This is a genomic window from Pseudomonas sp. S2_A02 (assembly GCF_054668495.1).
Window position 1 is genome coordinate 2703727 of sequence record NZ_CP162776.1, and the last position, 17877, is coordinate 2721603.

Sequence of the window (17877 nt, forward strand, 5' to 3'; positions counted from 1 at the left end):
TTCAATGAACTCCATGTTGTAAGGGCGCAGGCTGATGCGAGGGCGAAGCGGTGTCGGTGTGCAGCAAACGGCGGGTACGCGGATACTCGCCGTGATCGCTGATGAAATTCAGCAGCTCGACATAGGTTTTGCTGCTCTGGCGCAGCGCGGCTTCACGCAAAGCTCGCGCCAGTCGCGGGTTCTGCATGGTCTGCAACAAGCGTTGATGGATCGCGCACAGGTACTCGGCGCTCTCCTCCGGCTGGTTCAGGCGCAAATGCAAATCCGCCAGGTTGTGGTGGGAAATCACGCAAGCGGCCACCGCTTCGTCGGCATCCGCCCAGCGCTCGAACAACACTTGGGCCAGCGCCAGTGCCTGCAAGTAAGCCTCGCGGGCATCAACGAGTTCGCCCAGCATGAAATGGCGGTTAGCCCTTTCGATCGTGCGTTTCCAGTGCTCCATGGTGAGCCTCCAAAGCGGTAGCAGTGATTACACGCCGCCTGCGGTGAGCTTCTCTGGGTTGAGCAATTCTTCCAGTTGGCTGCGCGTCAGGTCGGTGTGTTCCAGGGCGACATCGATCACCGGCCGGCCCTGCTGATAAGCCTTCTTGGCAATTTCAGCGGCTTTTTGGTAACCAATGATCGGGTTGAGTGCAGTGACCAGAATCGGATTGCGCGACAGCGCTTCCTTGAGCCGGGCCTCGTTGACCTTGAAGGTGGCGATAGCCTTGTCGCCCAGCAGACGGCTGGCGTTGGCCAGCAACTCGATACTGCTCAGCAGGTTCTGGGCGATGATCGGCAGCATGACGTTCAGCTCGAAATTGCCCGACTGACCGGCGACGGTGATCACCGTGTCATTGCCGATCACTTGAGCAGCGACCATCGCGGTGGCTTCCGGGATCACCGGATTGACCTTGCCGGGCATGATCGACGAACCGGGCTGCAAGGCTTCGAGTTCTATTTCACCGAGCCCGGCCAACGGGCCGGAATTCATCCAGCGCAGGTCATTGGCAATTTTCATCAAGGAAACCGCTGTGGCCTTGAGTTGCCCTGAAACGCTGACCGCCGTGTCCTGCGAACCGATCAGCGCAAACAGGTCCTTACCCGGCGTGAACTGCACCTGGGTCAGTTGGCTGAGTTGCTGGCTGAAACGCGCCGCAAACTCTGGATGGGCATTGATCCCGGTGCCCACCGCCGTGCCGCCCTGTGCCAGGGATTGCAGGCTTGGCAGCAGATCTTGCAGATGACCGATATTGGCCTTGAGCTGTTGCGCCCAACCATTGAGCACCTGACTCATGCGCACGGGCATGGCGTCCATCAAATGGGTACGCCCGGTTTTGACGAACGGATGAACCTGCTCGGCCTTGTGCTCGATCACCTGCACCAGATGCACCAGCGCCGGCAGCAACTGCTCATGCAAGCTCAATGCGGCGCTGACATGGATGGTGGTCGGGATGATGTCATTGCTGCTCTGACCGCAATTGACGTGATCGTTGGGATTGACCGGCTCGCCCAACAAGCGGCTGGCCAGCGTGGCGATCACTTCATTGGCGTTCATGTTGGAGCTGGTGCCGGAACCGGTCTGGAAGATATCCACCGGGAAGTGCTGCATGAAGTCGCCTTCGAGCAGGCCTTGAGCTGCGTCAACGATCGCCTTGCCCTGAGATTCGCTGATCTGTTTGAGCTCGACGTTGGCTCGGGCGGCCGCAGCCTTGGCCAGAATCAGCGCCCGGATGAACTGCACGGGCATCGGTTTGCCGCTGATCGGGAAGTTATCCACCGCGCGCTGGGTTTGCGCGCCATAGAGGGCATCTATCGGGACTTGCAGCTCGCCCATGCTGTCGCGTTCGATACGTGTCTTACTCATCGGGAGATCCTTGCACCAGTTCTAAGAGAGGGATGGAGGGTTGCAACTCGCAGGTCGCCAGTTGCCAGGCGTAGCTTTGCCAGCGCTTGAGGCGGCAGCCGCAGAGTGATTGCCGTTCGAGATCGCGCAATGGCCGCCAAGCCTGGTCGAGACACAGGCTGCGCCAGTGCCAGGGCAGCGCGACATCGACGGCGGTGTCGAGCAGCAAACGGAAAGAGGTTTCGGCGATGGTCCAGGGAGAAGTGGCCGTGCAACACGCCAGATACCGGCCTTCGGCCAGGTAATGTTCAATCAGGCGCGGCTCGTCAGGGTCCATGGCGCAGCGGATCTGGCGACTCATCCAGCGCCAGCTATCGAGGTAAGGCTGCTCGTGCAAGGCAGAACTCATGATCCGGGCTCATTCGGTAATGAGATTTATTATTAGATGATAATGAGAAGCAAAACAAGACTTCCAACACACACCGATCATTGTGGGAGCGAGCCTGCTCGCGATGGCGTCATAACATTCAACATTGATGTCGCCTGAAACTCCGCTATCGCGAGCAGGCTCGCTCCCACAGGGATTTGCGACATGCCCAATAAAAAAGGCGCGCCACCCAATGGGGTGGCGCGCCTTTTTGTGCAGCGGTCGGAGGTTAGCTACCCGCCACTGTCATCCGCTCGATCAACACCGAGCCGGTGCGAATGTTGCTGCGCAATTCCAGGTCATTACCGACCGCAATGATCTGCTTGAACATGTCGCGCATGTTGCCGGCAATGGTCACTTCCTGCACCGCGAACTGGATTTCCCCGTTCTCGACCCAGAAACCCGCCGCGCCACGGGAGTAATCACCAGTGACCATGTTCAGGCCCTGGCCCATCAACTCGGTCACCAGCAGGCCACGACCCATGCGCCGCAGCAAGGCAGCCTGGTCTTCGTCGCCATGGGTGACGAACAAGTTATGCACGCCGCCGGCATTGGCGGTGCTCGGCATCCCGAGCTTACGGCCGGAGTAAGTGCCGAGTATGTAGGACACCAACTCGCCCTTCTCCACGAACGGCTTGGCGTAGGTCGCCAAGCCATCGCCGTCGAAGGCCGAACTGCCCAGGGCGCGCATCAGGTGCGGACGTTCATCGATGGTCAGCCATTCCGGGAACAGCTTCTGCCCCAGTGTGCCTTCGAGGAATGATGATTTGCGATACAGACTGCCGCCAGAGATCGCCGACAGGAAGCTGCCGAACAAGCCACCGGCCAGTTCCGCGGAAAACAGCACCGGCACTTCGCAGGTCGGCACCGGACGCGCGCCCAGACGGCTCGCCGCCCGTTGCGCGGCACGTTGACCTATGCTCTCCGGAGAGGCCAGCAAATTGCCCTGACGGTTCACGTCATACCAGTAATCGCGCTGCATCTGGCCATCGGCTTCGGCGATCATCACGCAGCTGAGGCTGTGACGAGTCGACGCGTAACCACCGATAAAACCGTGGCTGTTGCCGTAAACCCGGCAGCCCTGGTGAGTGCTGAGGGTGGTGCCGTCGGCGTTCTTGATCCGGCTGTCGGTGGCAAACGCCGCCGCTTCACAGGACAGAGCCTGCTCGATGGCTTGCTCCGGGGTAATGTCCCATTGATGGAACAGGTCGAAATCCTGCAGATCCTTGGCCATCAACGCGGCATCCGCCAGGCCCGAGGCTTCGTCTTCAGAGGTGTGCTTGGCAATGGCCAGCGCAGCGGCGACGGTTTCGCGAATTGCTTCCGAACCACTGGCCGAGGTGCTGGCCGAGCCTTTGCGCTGCCCCACATACAAGGTGATGCCAAAGCCCTGATCGCGATTGAACTCAACGGTTTCGACTTCCCGCTGACGCACCGTGGTCGACAAGCCCTGCTCCAGCGACACGGCCACTTCACAGGCACTCGCGCCCTGGCGCTTGGCTTCAGCGATGATCTGCTCGACTTGTTCTTGCAGTGCCGACAACGCTTGTGGGCCGACGCTTTCAACTGCACTCATGCTGTTCTCCACTCAAATTCTGCTTTCGGCTAGGGCCTTCGAGCGACCGGGCCGGACAAGCGGCCCCCGACTGGTTATCATGGCGGCGTTTCTTTGCGGACGGCCACCATGGTTGATTCTTACGACGACTCCCTCGATACGGGAGAAAAAGCAAATCCCAGGTTAAACGCGAGCTTCATGCTCTGGTTGACCTTGGCGAGCGCCTTACAACACTCAAGCCTGACTTGCTGGCAAAACTGCCGTTGACCGACGCTATGCGCCGGGCCCTGGCCGATGCTCCCAAGCACACCGCGAATATCGCGCGTAAACGGCACCTTATGTTCATCGGCAAACTGATGCGCGATCAGGACACTGACGCCATTCTGACTCTGCTCGATCAACTGGATGCCTCCACTCGGCAGTACAACGAACGTTTCCATGGTCTGGAACGCTGGCGCGATCGCTTGATCGCGGGCGACGATGCAGTCCTGGAGAAGTTCGTGCTCGACTACCCGGAGGCTGATCGTCAGCAATTGCGCTCCCTGATCCGTCAGGCCCAGCACGAACTGGCGACCAACAAGCCACCGGCCTCGAGCCGTAAAATCTTCAAGTACATCCGTGAGCTGGACGAGACTCAACGCGGTCTGCGCTGAGTCACCGCAGCCCTTGTAGGAGCTGCCGCAGGTTGCGATCTTTTGATCTTTAAAAAGCAAAGATCGCAGCCTGCGGCAGCTCCTACAGGAGTTGTATTTCCTTACGACCCCGTGCCCCCCACGGTAATCGCGTCGATCTTCAAGGTTGGCTGGCCGACACCCACCGGCACCGACTGCCCATCCTTGCCACACGTTCCCACACCGCTGTCCAGGGCCAGATCGTTACCGACCATCGACACCTTGCTCATGGCTTCCGGCCCGTTGCCGATCAACGTCGCGCCTTTGACCGGGGCAGTAATCTTGCCGTCTTCGATCAGGTACGCCTCGCTGGTGGAGAACACGAACTTGCCGCTGGTGATGTCCACCTGACCGCCGCCGAGGTTGGCGCAGTAGATGCCCTTTTTCACCGAGGCGATGATTTCCGCCGGGTCGCTTTCGCCAGCCAGCATGTAGGTGTTGGTCATGCGCGGCATCGGCAAGTGCGCGTAGGATTCGCGACGACCGTTGCCGGTGCGGGCCACACCCATCAGGCGCGCATTGAGCTTGTCCTGCATATAACCTTTGAGCACGCCGTTTTCGATCAGTGTGGTGCACTCGGTCGGGGTGCCTTCGTCGTCGACGCTCAGCGAACCACGGCGCCCGGCAAGGGTGCCATCATCGACGATGGTGCAGAGTTTCGAGGCAACCATCTCGCCCATGCGCCCGCTGTAGGCCGAACTGCCCTTGCGGTTGAAATCGCCTTCCAGGCCATGGCCGACAGCTTCGTGCAGCAACACGCCGGACCAACCCGAACCCAACACCACCGGCAACGTACCGGCCGGGGCCGGGATCGCTTCCAGATTCACCAATGCCTGACGCAACGCTTCGCGGGCATAGCCCATGGCGCGGTCGTCGCTGAGGAAATAGCGGTAATCGGTACGACCGCCACCGCCATGACCACCGCGCTCACGACGGCCATTCTGCTCGACGATCACGCTGACGTTGAAACGCACCAGCGGCCGCACATCCGCCGCCAGCCCGCCGTCGGTGGAAGCAATCAAAATCCGTTCCCAGACGCCGGCCATGCTCACGGTGACTTGCTGGATACGCGGATCGAGGGCACGAGTCGCCACATCGATACGCTTGAGCAGTTCGACTTTCTCGGCACGGGTCATCACTTCCAGCGGGTTATCCGGCCCGTACAATTGGGCGACATCCTGGGTGGTGAACGCTTGCACAGTGCCGTTCTGCCCGGCCCGGGAGATCGAACGCGCCGCACGGGCAGCCGCGCCCAGCGCTTCGAGGGTAATTGCATTGCTGTAGGCGAAACCGGTTTTTTCGCCCGATTGCGCTCGCACGCCGACACCCTGGTCGAGGTTGAAGCTGCCTTCTTTGACGATCCCGTCTTCCAGCGCCCAGGACTCGGAAATCTGCCCCTGGAAATACAGGTCGGCGGCATCGATGCCCGGGCCGGCCAGATCGCCGAGCACACCTTGCAGGCTCTCGATCGTTACGCCGCCGGGTGCCAGGAGGTGTTCACTGACGGAGGACAACAACTCGCTCATATGCTTTACGCCTTAAATTCGTCGTTCTGATGCAGGTCGCTGGGCGCCCTGCGAGAAAAAGCGCCGGTGAGTAGACACCGGCATCCGCGCCCTGATGGACGCCTGTTCGCTGCTGTCGCGTTCGGCCAGCAGCACGGCCTCGCCTTGGTCCTGTTGTGCCAGCACACGTCCCCATGGGTCGACGATGGCGGCATGACCAAAGGTTTCTCGTGGCCCCGGATGCGTCCCACCCTGGGCGGCCGCAAGCATGTAACACTGAGTCTCGATGGCCCGCGCGCGAATCAGCACGTCCCAATGAGCCGCGCCCGTCACCGCGGTAAAGGCTGACGGCGCGGTAATCAACTCCGCGCCGGCTGCACGCAATTCACTGTAAAGCTCTGGAAATCGTAAATCGTAACAAACCGTCAGGCCGACTCGACCGACGGGCGTGTCGGCAACCACCACGCCACTGCCATAAGCATAGTCATCGGATTCGCGATAACGCCCGCGATTGTCCGCCACGTCTACGTCGAACAAGTGCAGCTTGTCATACCGTGCAACGGTTTCGCCCTGATCATCAACCAGCAACGAGCATGCATGCACTTTGGCTGTCGGTTGATCCACCGGCGGCAACGGCAATGTGCCGGCCACTATCCATAACTTGAGGTCGCGGGCGGTCTGTTTCAACCACGGCAGGATCGGGCCTTCGCCCAAGGCTTCGGCGCGGCCGATGTCGGCAATGTCGCGACGGCCCATGGCAGCGAAGTTTTCCGGCAGCACGGCAAGCCGCGCGCCACCGGTCGCCGCCTGCTCAAGCAGACGACGGGCCTGGGCCAGATTGGCCAGCACGTCGCTCTGGCTGACCATTTGAATCACCGCTACAGACATGGCCTATTCCCTATGTGAAATCTACGCAGACCTGTAGGAACTGCGGAGTGAAACGAGGCGGCGATCTTTTGACCTTGATCTTTAAAGTCAAAAGATCGCAGCCTGCGGCAGCTCCTGCAGGGGTAAGCGGCGTCGCATGAAAACATGCTACTCCATAGGCCCAAAGAGTGCTTTTTCAAAAGAATTCAAAAAGGCTTGTCGAAGGTGATTTTCGGTTCTTTCCATGGGCCTTTGACGGTGTATTTAACGCTGGCAAAGCGCGCCACGCGGTCACCGATCAGCTTATCGATCAGGAACAGCGCCCCGCCGACAGCTGGTGCACCAACGATTAGCGCAGCAATCGGCAGATTGTTGGTCACCGGTAAAGTCACCAGCAACTTGGCATCGACCTGATCACCCACCAGGTCCAGTGTGCCGTTGAGCTCCACGTTGCTCGACGGCCCGGTCAGCAAGATCGGCTCACGGGTCACGTAGACCCCGTTACTGGCGACCAGCAGGCCTTTGACCCGGTCATAGCTCAAGCCTTTGCCGAACAGGTCGGAAAAGTCCAGGCGCAAGCGGCGGCCAATGGAGTTGAAGTTGAGCAGGCCGAATACCCGCAGCGCCTGAGCGCTGCCCTCGACTTCAACGAATTGACCTTTATTCAGTGACGCATCAAGGCTGCCGGAGAAACGCTTGGTCGCCAGCCACGCCGGTGACCCAGGCCAGCGACCGTCTACATTCATATGAAATTCTTCACTGGTGACGCTCGGCGCAAAGCCCCAGCCCTTGAGCACGTCGGCAAGGTTCTTGCCACTGACCCGGCCCTTGTACCAACTGCTGGAATTACCCGGTGTGCCTTCCCAACCACCGCTGCCCTGCAAAAGGATGCCCTTAAGGCCCAGATCCAGGGTATTGAAAGCAATGCCCTTGGCGGTCGGCCGGACTTTCAGATGCCACGCGCCCACCAGATCCGGGCCCTGGAACAGCTGATTGATAGTGACATCCAGCGCCGGAATCTTCGTCGGGTCCACGGTGGCCAGCGGATCCGGCGAATTCTCGTCAGCCAGCACCGTAGGGTCTGGTGCTGGTAAACGTACGTATTGCAGATTGACCGCAATCGGTGCGGCTTTCGCGTCGGGAATACCGATGCTGCCCTTGGCCTGCTGACTGTCGAGTTGCAAGGCCCACGCGGCCGGTTTACGCGCCAACTGCACCGCCGCCTGATCGAGGGTGGTGCCGAAACCAGTGAGCTTTCCAACCTTCAAATCCACGCCGCTGAGCAGCTGTTTGGCGCTGCCACCTGGATCCTGACCGGCATACTTGCTCACCAGATCCTGCCAGGGAGCGACATCCAGCTCGGACAGTACACCACGCACGCGCAAGCCTTTGGCACCGGGTAACACGGCATTGCCGCCACCGAGAAGCAACTCGCCGCGACCGTCGGCGAAATTGCCGGTCGGTGCCGCAAACGTGAAGTTTGCCAGCTCACCGTAGTTGACCCAGTAACGCCGCTCCGGTCCTTGCAGGGTCATGCGGAACACGGTATCGCGCCCGACATCGGCCGCCATACCGAACGGCGCCGGCAAATCCACCGCCACGCCTTTAAGGTTGGAGCTGACCATCAATTGACTGTCGGCGCCATCAAGGTTCAGCTGCAACTGATAAGGGATCATCCCCGTCACCGGCAATGGCTGAGTGACATTCAGCCAATCGGTGAGTTTCTTGACCTCGACCTCACCCGATGCGGCAACCCGAGTGTTGAGCTTGCCCGGGCTGCCTTCAGCGAAGATCTGTGCGGTCACCGGTTTGTCGAACGCTCGCGCCGTGATCTTTTGCCCGCTTAAACCCTTGGTGCTGTCGAAACGGAAATCGCCCTTGAGTTGCGTCAGTTCCAGGGTGGGCTCGCGGAGCTTCAAACGGGCTTTGTCGGTCTTGAAGTCGACGAGGATTTTCGGCTTCTCGCCTTGGACCAGCGGGATATCGAGTTTGAGCTTGCCTTGCAGATCGCCCTCGCCTTCCCAACCGGCGAAGGTGTCGGCGGTGCCGATTGGCGCTTCCTGCAGAATCTTCAGGCCATCGCCCAACCCGCCAGCGAACGCGCCGTCGAGGAACAGATGAGTGCTCTGCCCGGCAGGTACACGGGGAATATTGACGTAGACGCCGCTGACCTCGGTGTCGAGCAACTGACCCTTGCTGGCGAGGATCCGCACACCGCTGTCTTCGATGAACACATCGCCGCTGACCTTGCTGACATGCGGCCAGCCCGGCTGAAACGCCAGCTCGGCATCATGGACCTTGAAAAACAGGCTGATGCTGCGAGCCGTTTCGGCGGCGCCGTGGTTCAGCGAACCCTGGTACTGGAAGAAGCCTTCATCCACCGCGCCTTTGAGAATCGCAGTGCGCAGCCATTCGTCCAGCCCCGGGCTGAGAACCGTGGGCAGGTATTTGGCGGTGTAGCGACCGTCGCCGTCGACCAGGCCTACACGCAGGTCCATGTAGTCTTCCTGGGTGTGATCGAAATGCAGGCGGATCAGGAAGTCGCCGGCAATCTTGCCCTCCTCGCCCAGTACCTTCAGGTACGGTGCGATCAGGGTGAAACCTTCTTTGTCGAGTTTCCAGGTCAACCGGGCGTTGGCCTGAATGTACTGCCATGGCTTGGCGAAAATCGGGTCCAGGTGCAGGGAGAAATCCTTGCTGTCCATGCGCAGCTCGCCCTGCCCGAGGTCGCCACTGATGTTGCCGCTGACATTCCGCACCGCTGGTGCGCCGTGATAAGCGTCGAAGCCGACCTTTTCCAGATTGGCGGCAAAGCTGAATTTACTGTCATCGGTAGCGGCTGGACGGAAGTCAATCAGCACGTTGCGCAAAACTCCGGTGACCTTGAGCCGCTCGACCGCCGTGGCGACACCTTCGGGCAGTGGGCCCAGTGCGTTCAGCAGCGGAGTGAGCGGTGTGAGATCGAAACGGTCGGCTTGCAGGCGCAAGAGCTCTGGCACCGTATCGGTCGCGGCAGTTTGTTGAAATTGCAGTTTCGATTCCCAGCGGGTGTCACCCAGGCTCATCGCCAGAGAATCCAGGGTCACCAGAACGCCTGTGGAACTGCGCTGGAAATACCCGTTAAGCGCCAGATTGTTGATCTGGATCGGCTTGCGCTCGGCATAGGCGCCCTTGAGTTGCGGCGCGTTCAAACGAATCGCGGCGCGTTGCAGGGTGCCCTTGCTCCAGTTCACCCAGAGCTCGCCACCGGCCTTGATCTCGGAGAAGTTCCATTGCTGGGTCAGGCGCTCAGGTAACCATTTCGACCAATCACTCTGCGGCAGGCTCAGGTAAGCGTCCGCTTCGCCGTCCTTCCATTGGGCAGCGCGCAAACGGGTGCGCAGGCTCATCGCAACCGGCTGACCGTCGGGCAGGGTCAAACGGGCATCGAGCCGTTGGTGGGATGGACCGGTTTTCAGATTCAGGCCGACGTATGTCAGGGTCAGCGGCGACTCCCCCAACGGCTGCAAGGTGATCTGGCTGTCGAGTACTGACAGCTGCTGGACGATCTGCATGCGATTGAGCAGTTGCTCCGGGTTCAGCGGCTGGTCCTGCTGCACCGGCAAACCTTCCAGCGCCCAGTGACCGTCCTCACCTTCCTTGAGGCTGATCTTCAGGCCGTTGAGTTCCAGGTGTGCGATGCGCACTTCGCGCGCCAGCAAGCTGGCCCAAAGATCCGGTACCGCGCGCACCTGATCCAGGCGCAGGGCATTGGAGCCCTCGCCGACCATCACGTCATGGGCCAGCAGAACCGGGGCGAGGCCACTCCAGTTACCTTCCAGCTTGCCGATCTGCAGGGGCATGCCCAAGGCATTGCTAGCTTTGTCTTCGACGTCGGCACGGTACTCGGCCACCAGCGGCGTCAGTTCCCGTCCGAGGCTGACGAACAGCGCCATCAGCACTAAAACCAACGCACACAGGCCCAGACCCCAGCGGGTCAGTGCGGCCAAAATGCGTGTCAGACGGTCCATGTCAGTTGGCTCCCGTGGCAAAAATACTGCAAAAAGCTGAGGCCAGCCGTTCTAGTGGAGGTGAAACACAGCGATTCAGAGCAACACCACGTCGTATTGTTCCTGGGAATACATGGTTTCCACCTGGAACCGAATAGTGCGCCCGATAAAGCCTTCGAGCTCGGCGACGTTGCCCGACTCTTCGTCGAGCAAACGGTCGACCACTTTCTGATTCGCCAGCACCCGATAGCCTTCAGCCTGATAGGCCCGGGCCTCACGCAGGATTTCGCGGAAGATTTCGTAGCACACGGTTTCCGGAGTCTTGAGTTTGCCGCGACCCTGACAGCTGCTGCACGGTTCGCACAGCACTTGCTCGAGACTTTCGCGGGTGCGCTTGCGGGTCATCTGCACCAGGCCCAACTCGGTGATGCCGATGATGTTGGTCTTGGCGTGATCGCGTTCCAGTTGCTTCTCGAGCGTGCGCAGCACCTGACGCTGATGCTCTTCATCTTCCATGTCGATGAAGTCGATGATGATGATCCCGCCCAGATTACGCAGGCGCAACTGACGGGCAATGGCGGTGGCGGCTTCGAGGTTGGTCTTGAAGATGGTTTCTTCAAGGTTGCGATGACCGACAAAAGCGCCGGTATTGACGTCGATGGTGCTCATGGCTTCCGCCGGATCGACCACCAGATAGCCGCCGGACTTGAGCGGCACCTTGCGTTCCAGGGCTTTCTGGATTTCGTCTTCGACGCCATACAGGTCGAAGATCGGCCGTTCGCCAGGGTAATGCTCCAGTCGGTCGGCGATTTCCGGCATCAGTTCGGCGACGAATTGCGTGGTTTTCTGGAAGGTCTCCCGGGAGTCGATGCGGATCTTCTCGATCTTCGGGCTCACCAGGTCACGCAAGGTGCGCAGCGCCAGGCCGAGATCTTCGTAGATCACACTCGGCGCATTGATGGTCTTGATCTGGGCGTTGATCTGGTCCCAGAGCCTGCGCAGGTAGCGGATGTCCATGAGGATTTCATCGGCCCCGGCCCCTTCGGCTGCAGTACGCAAAATAAAACCGCCGGCTTCCTTGATGCCTTCTTTGGCCACGCAGTCGGTGACCACTTGCTTGAGACGTTCGCGCTCGGCTTCGTCCTCGATCTTCAGGGAAATGCCAACGTGGGCGGTGCGCGGCATATACACCAGATAGCGCGACGGAATCGACAGTTGCGTCGTCAAGCGTGCACCTTTGGAGCCGATCGGGTCCTTGGTGACTTGCACCACCAGGCTCTGACCCTCATGAACCAGCGCGCTGATGCTCTCCACCGCCGGGCCTTCGCGAAGGGAAATTTCCGAGGCATGAATAAATGCGGCGCGGTCCAGACCGATATCGACGAAGGCGGCTTGCATGCCCGGCAATACCCGCACGACCTTGCCTTTATAGATGTTGCCGACGATCCCGCGCTTTTGCGTGCGCTCGACGTGGACCTCTTGCAGGACACCGTTTTCGACCACCGCCACGCGCGATTCCATCGGCGTGATGTTGATCAGGATCTCTTCACTCATGGCAGGGTCTCGTTCAGGCATGTTCACGATAATGGCCGCATCTTGTCAGTACGACGCTCAACGCGCGTTAAAGGTTTGCCAACAGGGTATGCTGAAATGGCCGAGTAGCTCGCAGGTTTCGCACAGCGGCAATCCGACCACTGCCGAATAACTGCCATTGAGCCCGGCGACGAACACCGCACCCAGCCCTTGAATCCCATAACCGCCAGCCTTGTCACCTGGTTCGCCGCTGGCCCAGTAGGCCGCCGCTTCGTCGTGGTCGATGTTGCGAAAACGCACCAGGCTGCGCACCACCAAAGACTCGCAGCGCTCGCCATCGCGCACAGCAATCGCTGTCAGCACTTCATGTTCGCGCCCGGACAACAGCATAAGCATGGCGCATGCATCGGCTTCGCCCACCGGCTTGCCGAGAATTTTCCCGTCCAGTACCACCGCTGTGTCAGCGCCCAGCACACAAAAATCCGCGTCAGACACGACCGTCCCGTGTCCGGCCTCAGCCTTGCCGCGCGCCAGACGCTCGACATAGGCCGATGGGGATTCTTCAGGTAAAGGGGTTTCATCAATGTCCGCGCTGATGACGGAGAACGACACGCCGATCTGCGTGAGCAGTTCACGTCGACGCGGCGAGCCTGAGGCGAGGTACAGCTGCTTCATCGAGACATCTCCCTGTCTAGGGTGGGCACATGCCTGACCGAATTAATTGATTTTGTAGCGTCGACGCAAACCGCGCAAACCGTAGCTGATCCATGGCCAGAGCAACGCGCTGACCAGTGCCGGCAACACCAGCGCCAGGGTCGGCTGACGATTGCCGGTCAGGGCGCTCAGCCACAACTGAACCAGTTGGGCGAGGCCGAAGATCACCAGGATCACCAGGCTCTGTTGCCACATCGGGAACATGCGCAGGCGCTGTTGCAGCGATAGCACCAGGAAGGTAATGAGCGTGAGGATCAACGCGTTCTGGCCCAGCAACGTGCCATACAGCACATCTTCGGCCAGCCCGAGGCACCAGGCGGTCACCATGCCGACTTTCTGCGGCATGGCCAACGCCCAGAACGCCAGCAGCAAGGCCAGCCACAGAGGACGCAGGATTTCCATGAACTGCGGCAACGGCGAAACGCTGAGCAGCATGCCAATGGCAAAGGTCAGCCAGACCATCCAGCCGTTTCGGGAGGAAGTTGCACCGCCCATTATTCTCTTCCCCCAGTGGTGGCCGGCGCGGAGACAGGCGGTTTGGCAGCAGGCTTCACGGCTGCGGGTTGGGCTGCCGGTGGTTTGGCGGCTGGGGCCGATGCGGGTGGCTTGCTGGCAGCATGGGCAGCGGCAGGTTTTGCCGGGGTCGCGGCAGCAGGTGCGACAACAGGTGCAGCTGCCGGAACGGCCGGAGCAGCGACAGTAGCCGGTATCACCGACACGGCCGGTTTCGGCACGGTCGCTGGAATGATCGGCCCACCGCCGTGCTGGTCCAGAGCTTCCTGAGCCTGGGCGGCTTCGTTGGCGCGCTCCTCGGCTGTGCGACCGTCACTGAACACCAACAGCAGATAACGGCTGCGATTCAACGCAGCGGTCGGCACCGCACGGACGATGGCGAACGGCTGACCGGAATCGTGAATCACTTCCTTGACCGTTGCCACCGGGTAACCCGCCGGGAAACGCTGGCCGAGGCCGGAGCTGACCAGCAGATCGCCTTCCTTAATGTCGGCGGTATCGGCCACATGACGCAGCTCAAGGCGTTCCGGGTTGCCGGTGCCGCTGGCAATCGCCCGCAGACCGTTACGATTCACCTGCACCGGAATGCTGTGGGTGGTGTCAGTCAGCAACAGTACGCGGGAGGTGTACGGCATCAACTCCACCACCTGACCCATCAGACCGCGGGCATCGAGCACCGGCTGACCGAGGATCACACCGTCGCGCTCACCTTTATTGATGATGATGCGATGGGTAAAGGGGTTGGGGTCCATGCCGATCAACTCGGCCACTTCGACCTTTTCGTTGACCAATGCGGAAGAGTTGAGCAACTCGCGCAGCCGAACGTTCTGCTCGGTGAGGGCGGCCAGCTTTTGCATGCGCCCCTGCAGCAGCAGGTTTTCGGTCTTGAGTTTTTCGTTTTCGGCGACCAGTTCGGTCCGGCTGCCAAATTGGCTGGCCACACCTTGCCATAGCCGCTGCGGCAGGTCGGTGATCCAGTAAGACTGCATCAGCACCAGCGACATTTGGCTACGCACTGGCTTGAGCAGTGTGAAGCGGGCATCGACCACCATCAGCGCGACCGATAGCACGGCCAGCACCAACAAGCGCACGCCCAGTGAGGGGCCTTTGGTGAAAAGCGGTTTAATAAGCCGCTCCTCCCAGGCAAATGTTCTCTTTATTCATACGGCATCAAACCGGCCTGGATGCAGACTGACAGAAGATAAACGCAACAGGCAGCACTGCAAAGTGCTGCCCGCGCGCTCAACAGCATAGAGGCGATCCGGCGACTTATTCGCTGGAAAGCAGGTCCATGGTGTGTTTATCCATCATTTCCAATGCACGGCCACCGCCACGAGCCACGCAGGTCAGCGGGTCTTCGGCAACGATCACCGGCAGACCGGTTTCCTGGGCCAGCAACTTGTCGAGGTCGCGCAGCAAGGCGCCACCACCGGTCAGTACCAGACCACGTTCGGCGATATCCGACGCCAGCTCCGGAGGCGACTGCTCCAGCGCGCTTTTCACTGCCTGAACGATGGTGGCCAGGGACTCTTGCAGAGCTTCCAGCACTTCGTTCGAGTTCAGGGTGAATGCGCGTGGAACGCCTTCAGCCAGGTTACGGCCACGAACGTCGACTTCACGAACTTCGCCGCCCGGGTAGGCCGTACCGATTTCCTGTTTGATGCGCTCGGCGGTGGATTCGCCGATCAGGCTGCCGTAGTTGCGACGCACGTAGGTGATGATCGCTTCGTCGAAGCGGTCGCCGCCAACCCGTACGGATTCGGCGTAAACCACACCGTTCAGGGAGATCAGCGCGATTTCAGTGGTACCACCACCGATATCGACAACCATCGAACCGCGAGCTTCTTCAACCGGCAGACCAGCACCGATTGCAGCAGCCATTGGCTCTTCGATCAGGAATACTTCACGGGCACCGGCACCAAGGGCCGATTCACGGATGGCACGACGCTCAACCTGGGTGGATTTGCATGGAACGCAGATCAGCACACGAGGGCTAGGCTGCAGAAAGCTGTTTTCGTGAACCTTGTTGATAAAGTACTGCAGCATTTTTTCGCAGACGCTGAAGTCGGCGATCACACCGTCCTTCATCGGACGAATGGCAGCAATGTTGCCCGGCGTACGGCCGAGCATGCGCTTGGCCTCGGTGCCGACAGCAACGACACTTTTCTGGTTACCGTGTGTCCGAATAGCCACAACGGAGGGCTCATTCAGGACGATACCGCGCTCGCGCACGTAAATAAGGGTGTTGGCAGTGCCCAGGTCAATGGAAAGATCGCTGGAAAACATGCCACGCAGTTTCTTGAACATGGGAAAGGGACCCTAGGCAACGCGTGGGTAAAAAAGTGCGGCAAACTCTAACAACGACAGGGATTTTGGGCAAGGCGCCAATATGTTAAATTGGCCGCTTTTCTGTGCACCAAGCACCACAATCGCGGCCCTGAGACCGTAGATATGCGGTAGTGTTCCGACAATCTAACACACGGACGCGGTCCGTTTTGTTTTCCACTGGAGAATCCCATGGCGCTTGAACGCTCCGACGTGGAAAAAATCGCTCATTTGGCCTGCCTTGGCCTCAATGATGCCGATCTTCCACACATCACTTCGGCCCTGAACAGCATTCTCGGGCTGGTCGACGAAATGCAAGCGGTCAATACCGACGGTATCGAGCCGCTGGCCCACCCACTGGAAGCCAGCCAGCGCCTGCGTGCAGACGTCGTGACCGAAACCAATCATCGCGAGGCCTATCAGTCCATCGCACCAGCGGTCGAAAACGGCCTGTATCTGGTTCCGAAAGTCATCGACTAAAGGGAAAGAGCCTGCAATGCATCAATTGACTCTGGCCGAGATCGCCCGCGGACTCGCCGATAAAAAGTTTTCTTCCGAAGAGCTGACCAAAGTCCTGCTGGCGCGCATCGCCCAGCTCGACCCGCAGCTCAACAGTTTCATCAGCCTCACCGAAGACCTGGCGCTGCAGCAGGCGAAAGCCGCTGACGCTCGTCGGGCCAATGGTGAGAGCGGCGCCCTGCTCGGCGCGCCGATCGCCCACAAAGACCTGTTCTGCACCCAGGGCATCCGCACCAGCTGCGGCTCGAAGATGCTCGACAACTTTAAAGCACCGTACGACGCCACTGTCGTCGCCAAGCTGGCTGCGGCCGGGGCCGTGACCCTGGGCAAGACCAACATGGACGAATTCGCCATGGGGTCGGCCAACGAGTCGAGTTACTACGGCGCGGTGAAAAACCCATGGAACCTGGAACACGTTCCAGGCGGCTCGTCTGGCGGTTCGGCTGCCGCGGTTGCCGCTCGTCTGTTGCCGGCCGCGACCGCCACCGATACCGGCGGCTCGATCCGCCAACCGGCAGCGTTCACCAACCTCACCGGCCTGAAACCGACGTACGGTCGTGTTTCGCGCTGGGGCATGATCGCCTTCGCGTCTAGCCTCGATCAGGGCGGCCCATTGGCCCGCACCGCCGAAGACTGCGCGATCCTGCTGCAAGGCATGGCCGGTTTCGACCCGCAGGACTCCACCTGCATCGACGAGCCCGTGCCTGATTACAGCGCCAGCCTCAATGGTTCGCTGCAAGGCCTGCGCATTGGCGTGCCGAAGGAATACTTCAGCGCCGGTCTCGACCCGCGTATCGCCGACTTGGTCATGGCCAGCGTCGAAGAGCTGAAAAAGCTCGGCGCCGTGGTCAAGGAAATCAGCCTGCCAAACATGCAGCACGCAATCCCTGCGTACTACGTGATCGCTCCGGCGGAAGCGTCCTCTAACCTGTCGCGTTTCGACGGCGTGCGTTTCGGCTATCGCTGCGAAGCCCCGAAAAACCTGGAAGACCTGTACAAGCGTTCCCGTGGCGAAGGTTTCGGTGCGGAAGTGCAGCGCCGAATCATGGTCGGTGCTTATGCACTGTCGGCCGGTTACTACGATGCCTACTACCTGAAGGCGCAGAAGATCCGTCGCTTGATCAAGAACGACTTCATGGCGGCCTTCAATGAGGTCGACATCATCCTCGGCCCAACCACGCCGAACCCGGCCTGGAAGCTCGGCGCCAAGAACAGCGACCCGATCGCCGCGTACCTGGAAGACGTCTACACCGTCACCGCCAACCTCGCAGGTCTGCCTGGGTTGTCCATGCCAGCAGGTTTTGTCGATGGTCTGCCGGTTGGCGTGCAATTGCTCGCCCCGTATTTCCAGGAAGGCCGCTTGCTAAATGTTGCCCATCAGTACCAGCTGAACACTGACTGGCACACCCGCACCCCAACCGGCTTCTGAGGAGA

General features: G+C 60.3%; 14 protein-coding genes and 1 pseudogene. 3 read left to right on the forward strand and 12 right to left on the reverse strand.

The genetic code is table 11. The annotated features are described in order from the left end of the window. Position 1: 1 nt before the first annotated feature. The 4 genes from AB4O41_RS12530 to pmbA all read right to left on the reverse strand — a co-directional run bounded on the left by AB4O41_RS12530 (position 2) and on the right by pmbA (position 3828). Entirely contained in the window at positions 2-442 is a 441-nt protein-coding gene (locus AB4O41_RS12530; RefSeq protein ID WP_460147929.1) for a hypothetical protein, read from the reverse strand. Between the two features lie 27 nt (positions 443-469). After that, a complete protein-coding gene (locus tag AB4O41_RS12535) occupies positions 470-1846 on the reverse strand; it encodes a class II fumarate hydratase (RefSeq protein WP_460147930.1) in 1377 nt (458 codons plus the stop codon). Further along, positions 1839-2234, reverse strand: coding sequence for a FagA protein (locus tag AB4O41_RS12540; protein ID WP_460147931.1), 396 nt, complete (start codon positions 2232-2234; stop codon positions 1839-1841). Before AB4O41_RS12540 ends, AB4O41_RS12535 begins: the two co-directional genes overlap by 8 nt. Before the next feature lie 247 nt (positions 2235-2481). Continuing rightward, a complete protein-coding gene (pmbA, locus tag AB4O41_RS12545; protein WP_460147932.1) occupies positions 2482-3828 on the reverse strand; it encodes a metalloprotease PmbA in 1347 nt (448 codons plus the stop codon). Positions 3829-3936: 108 nt separating this feature from the next. Here pmbA and yjgA point away from each other — a divergent pair. Beyond that, positions 3937-4460: pseudogene (gene yjgA / locus AB4O41_RS12550) on the forward strand (ribosome biogenesis factor YjgA). A gap of 101 nt (positions 4461-4561) precedes the next feature. Here the strand turns inward: yjgA and tldD are convergent. From tldD to mreB, 8 genes are all read right to left on the reverse strand, one after another. Next, positions 4562-6004 (reverse strand): metalloprotease TldD, encoded by a 1443-nt coding sequence (tldD, locus tag AB4O41_RS12555; RefSeq protein ID WP_123498976.1) that lies wholly within the window; start codon positions 6002-6004, stop codon positions 4562-4564. A gap of 12 nt (positions 6005-6016) precedes the next feature. Next, the gene (locus AB4O41_RS12560; RefSeq protein ID WP_367374172.1) at positions 6017-6871 is read right to left on the reverse strand and encodes a carbon-nitrogen hydrolase family protein; all 855 of its coding nucleotides are present in this window, start codon (positions 6869-6871) and stop codon (positions 6017-6019) included. A 185-nt stretch (positions 6872-7056) separates the two neighbouring features. Beyond that, positions 7057-10860, reverse strand: coding sequence for a YhdP family protein (locus AB4O41_RS12565; protein ID WP_460147933.1), 3804 nt, complete (start codon positions 10858-10860; stop codon positions 7057-7059). A gap of 75 nt (positions 10861-10935) precedes the next feature. Further along, positions 10936-12393, reverse strand: a complete 1458-nt coding sequence (gene rng, locus AB4O41_RS12570; RefSeq protein ID WP_460147934.1) for a ribonuclease G — start codon at positions 12391-12393, stop codon at positions 10936-10938. 57 nt (positions 12394-12450) lie between these two features. Further along, entirely contained in the window at positions 12451-13047 is a 597-nt protein-coding gene (locus tag AB4O41_RS12575; protein WP_460147935.1) for a Maf family protein, read from the reverse strand. Positions 13048-13089: 42 nt separating this feature from the next. After that, positions 13090-13581: a rod shape-determining protein MreD gene (gene mreD / locus AB4O41_RS12580; RefSeq protein ID WP_460147936.1), complete on the reverse strand. Its 492-nt coding sequence runs from the start codon at positions 13579-13581 to the stop codon at positions 13090-13092. Next, the gene (gene mreC, locus AB4O41_RS12585) at positions 13581-14690 is read right to left on the reverse strand and encodes a rod shape-determining protein MreC (protein WP_460147937.1); all 1110 of its coding nucleotides are present in this window, start codon (positions 14688-14690) and stop codon (positions 13581-13583) included. Before mreC ends, mreD begins: the two co-directional genes overlap by 1 nt. A 178-nt stretch (positions 14691-14868) precedes the next feature. Then, on the reverse strand, positions 14869-15906 hold the full coding sequence (gene mreB / locus AB4O41_RS12590; RefSeq protein ID WP_002555108.1) for a rod shape-determining protein MreB: 1038 nt from the start codon (positions 15904-15906) through the stop codon (positions 14869-14871). A gap of 210 nt (positions 15907-16116) precedes the next feature. Here mreB and gatC point away from each other — a divergent pair, with 210 nt between their 5' ends. Continuing rightward, positions 16117-16404 (forward strand): Asp-tRNA(Asn)/Glu-tRNA(Gln) amidotransferase subunit GatC, encoded by a 288-nt coding sequence (gatC, locus tag AB4O41_RS12595; protein ID WP_007901429.1) that lies wholly within the window; start codon positions 16117-16119, stop codon positions 16402-16404. Positions 16405-16420: 16 nt separating this feature from the next. Further along, positions 16421-17872, forward strand: coding sequence for an Asp-tRNA(Asn)/Glu-tRNA(Gln) amidotransferase subunit GatA (gene gatA, locus AB4O41_RS12600; RefSeq protein WP_460147938.1), 1452 nt, complete (start codon positions 16421-16423; stop codon positions 17870-17872). Positions 17873-17877: the final 5 nt, after the last annotated feature.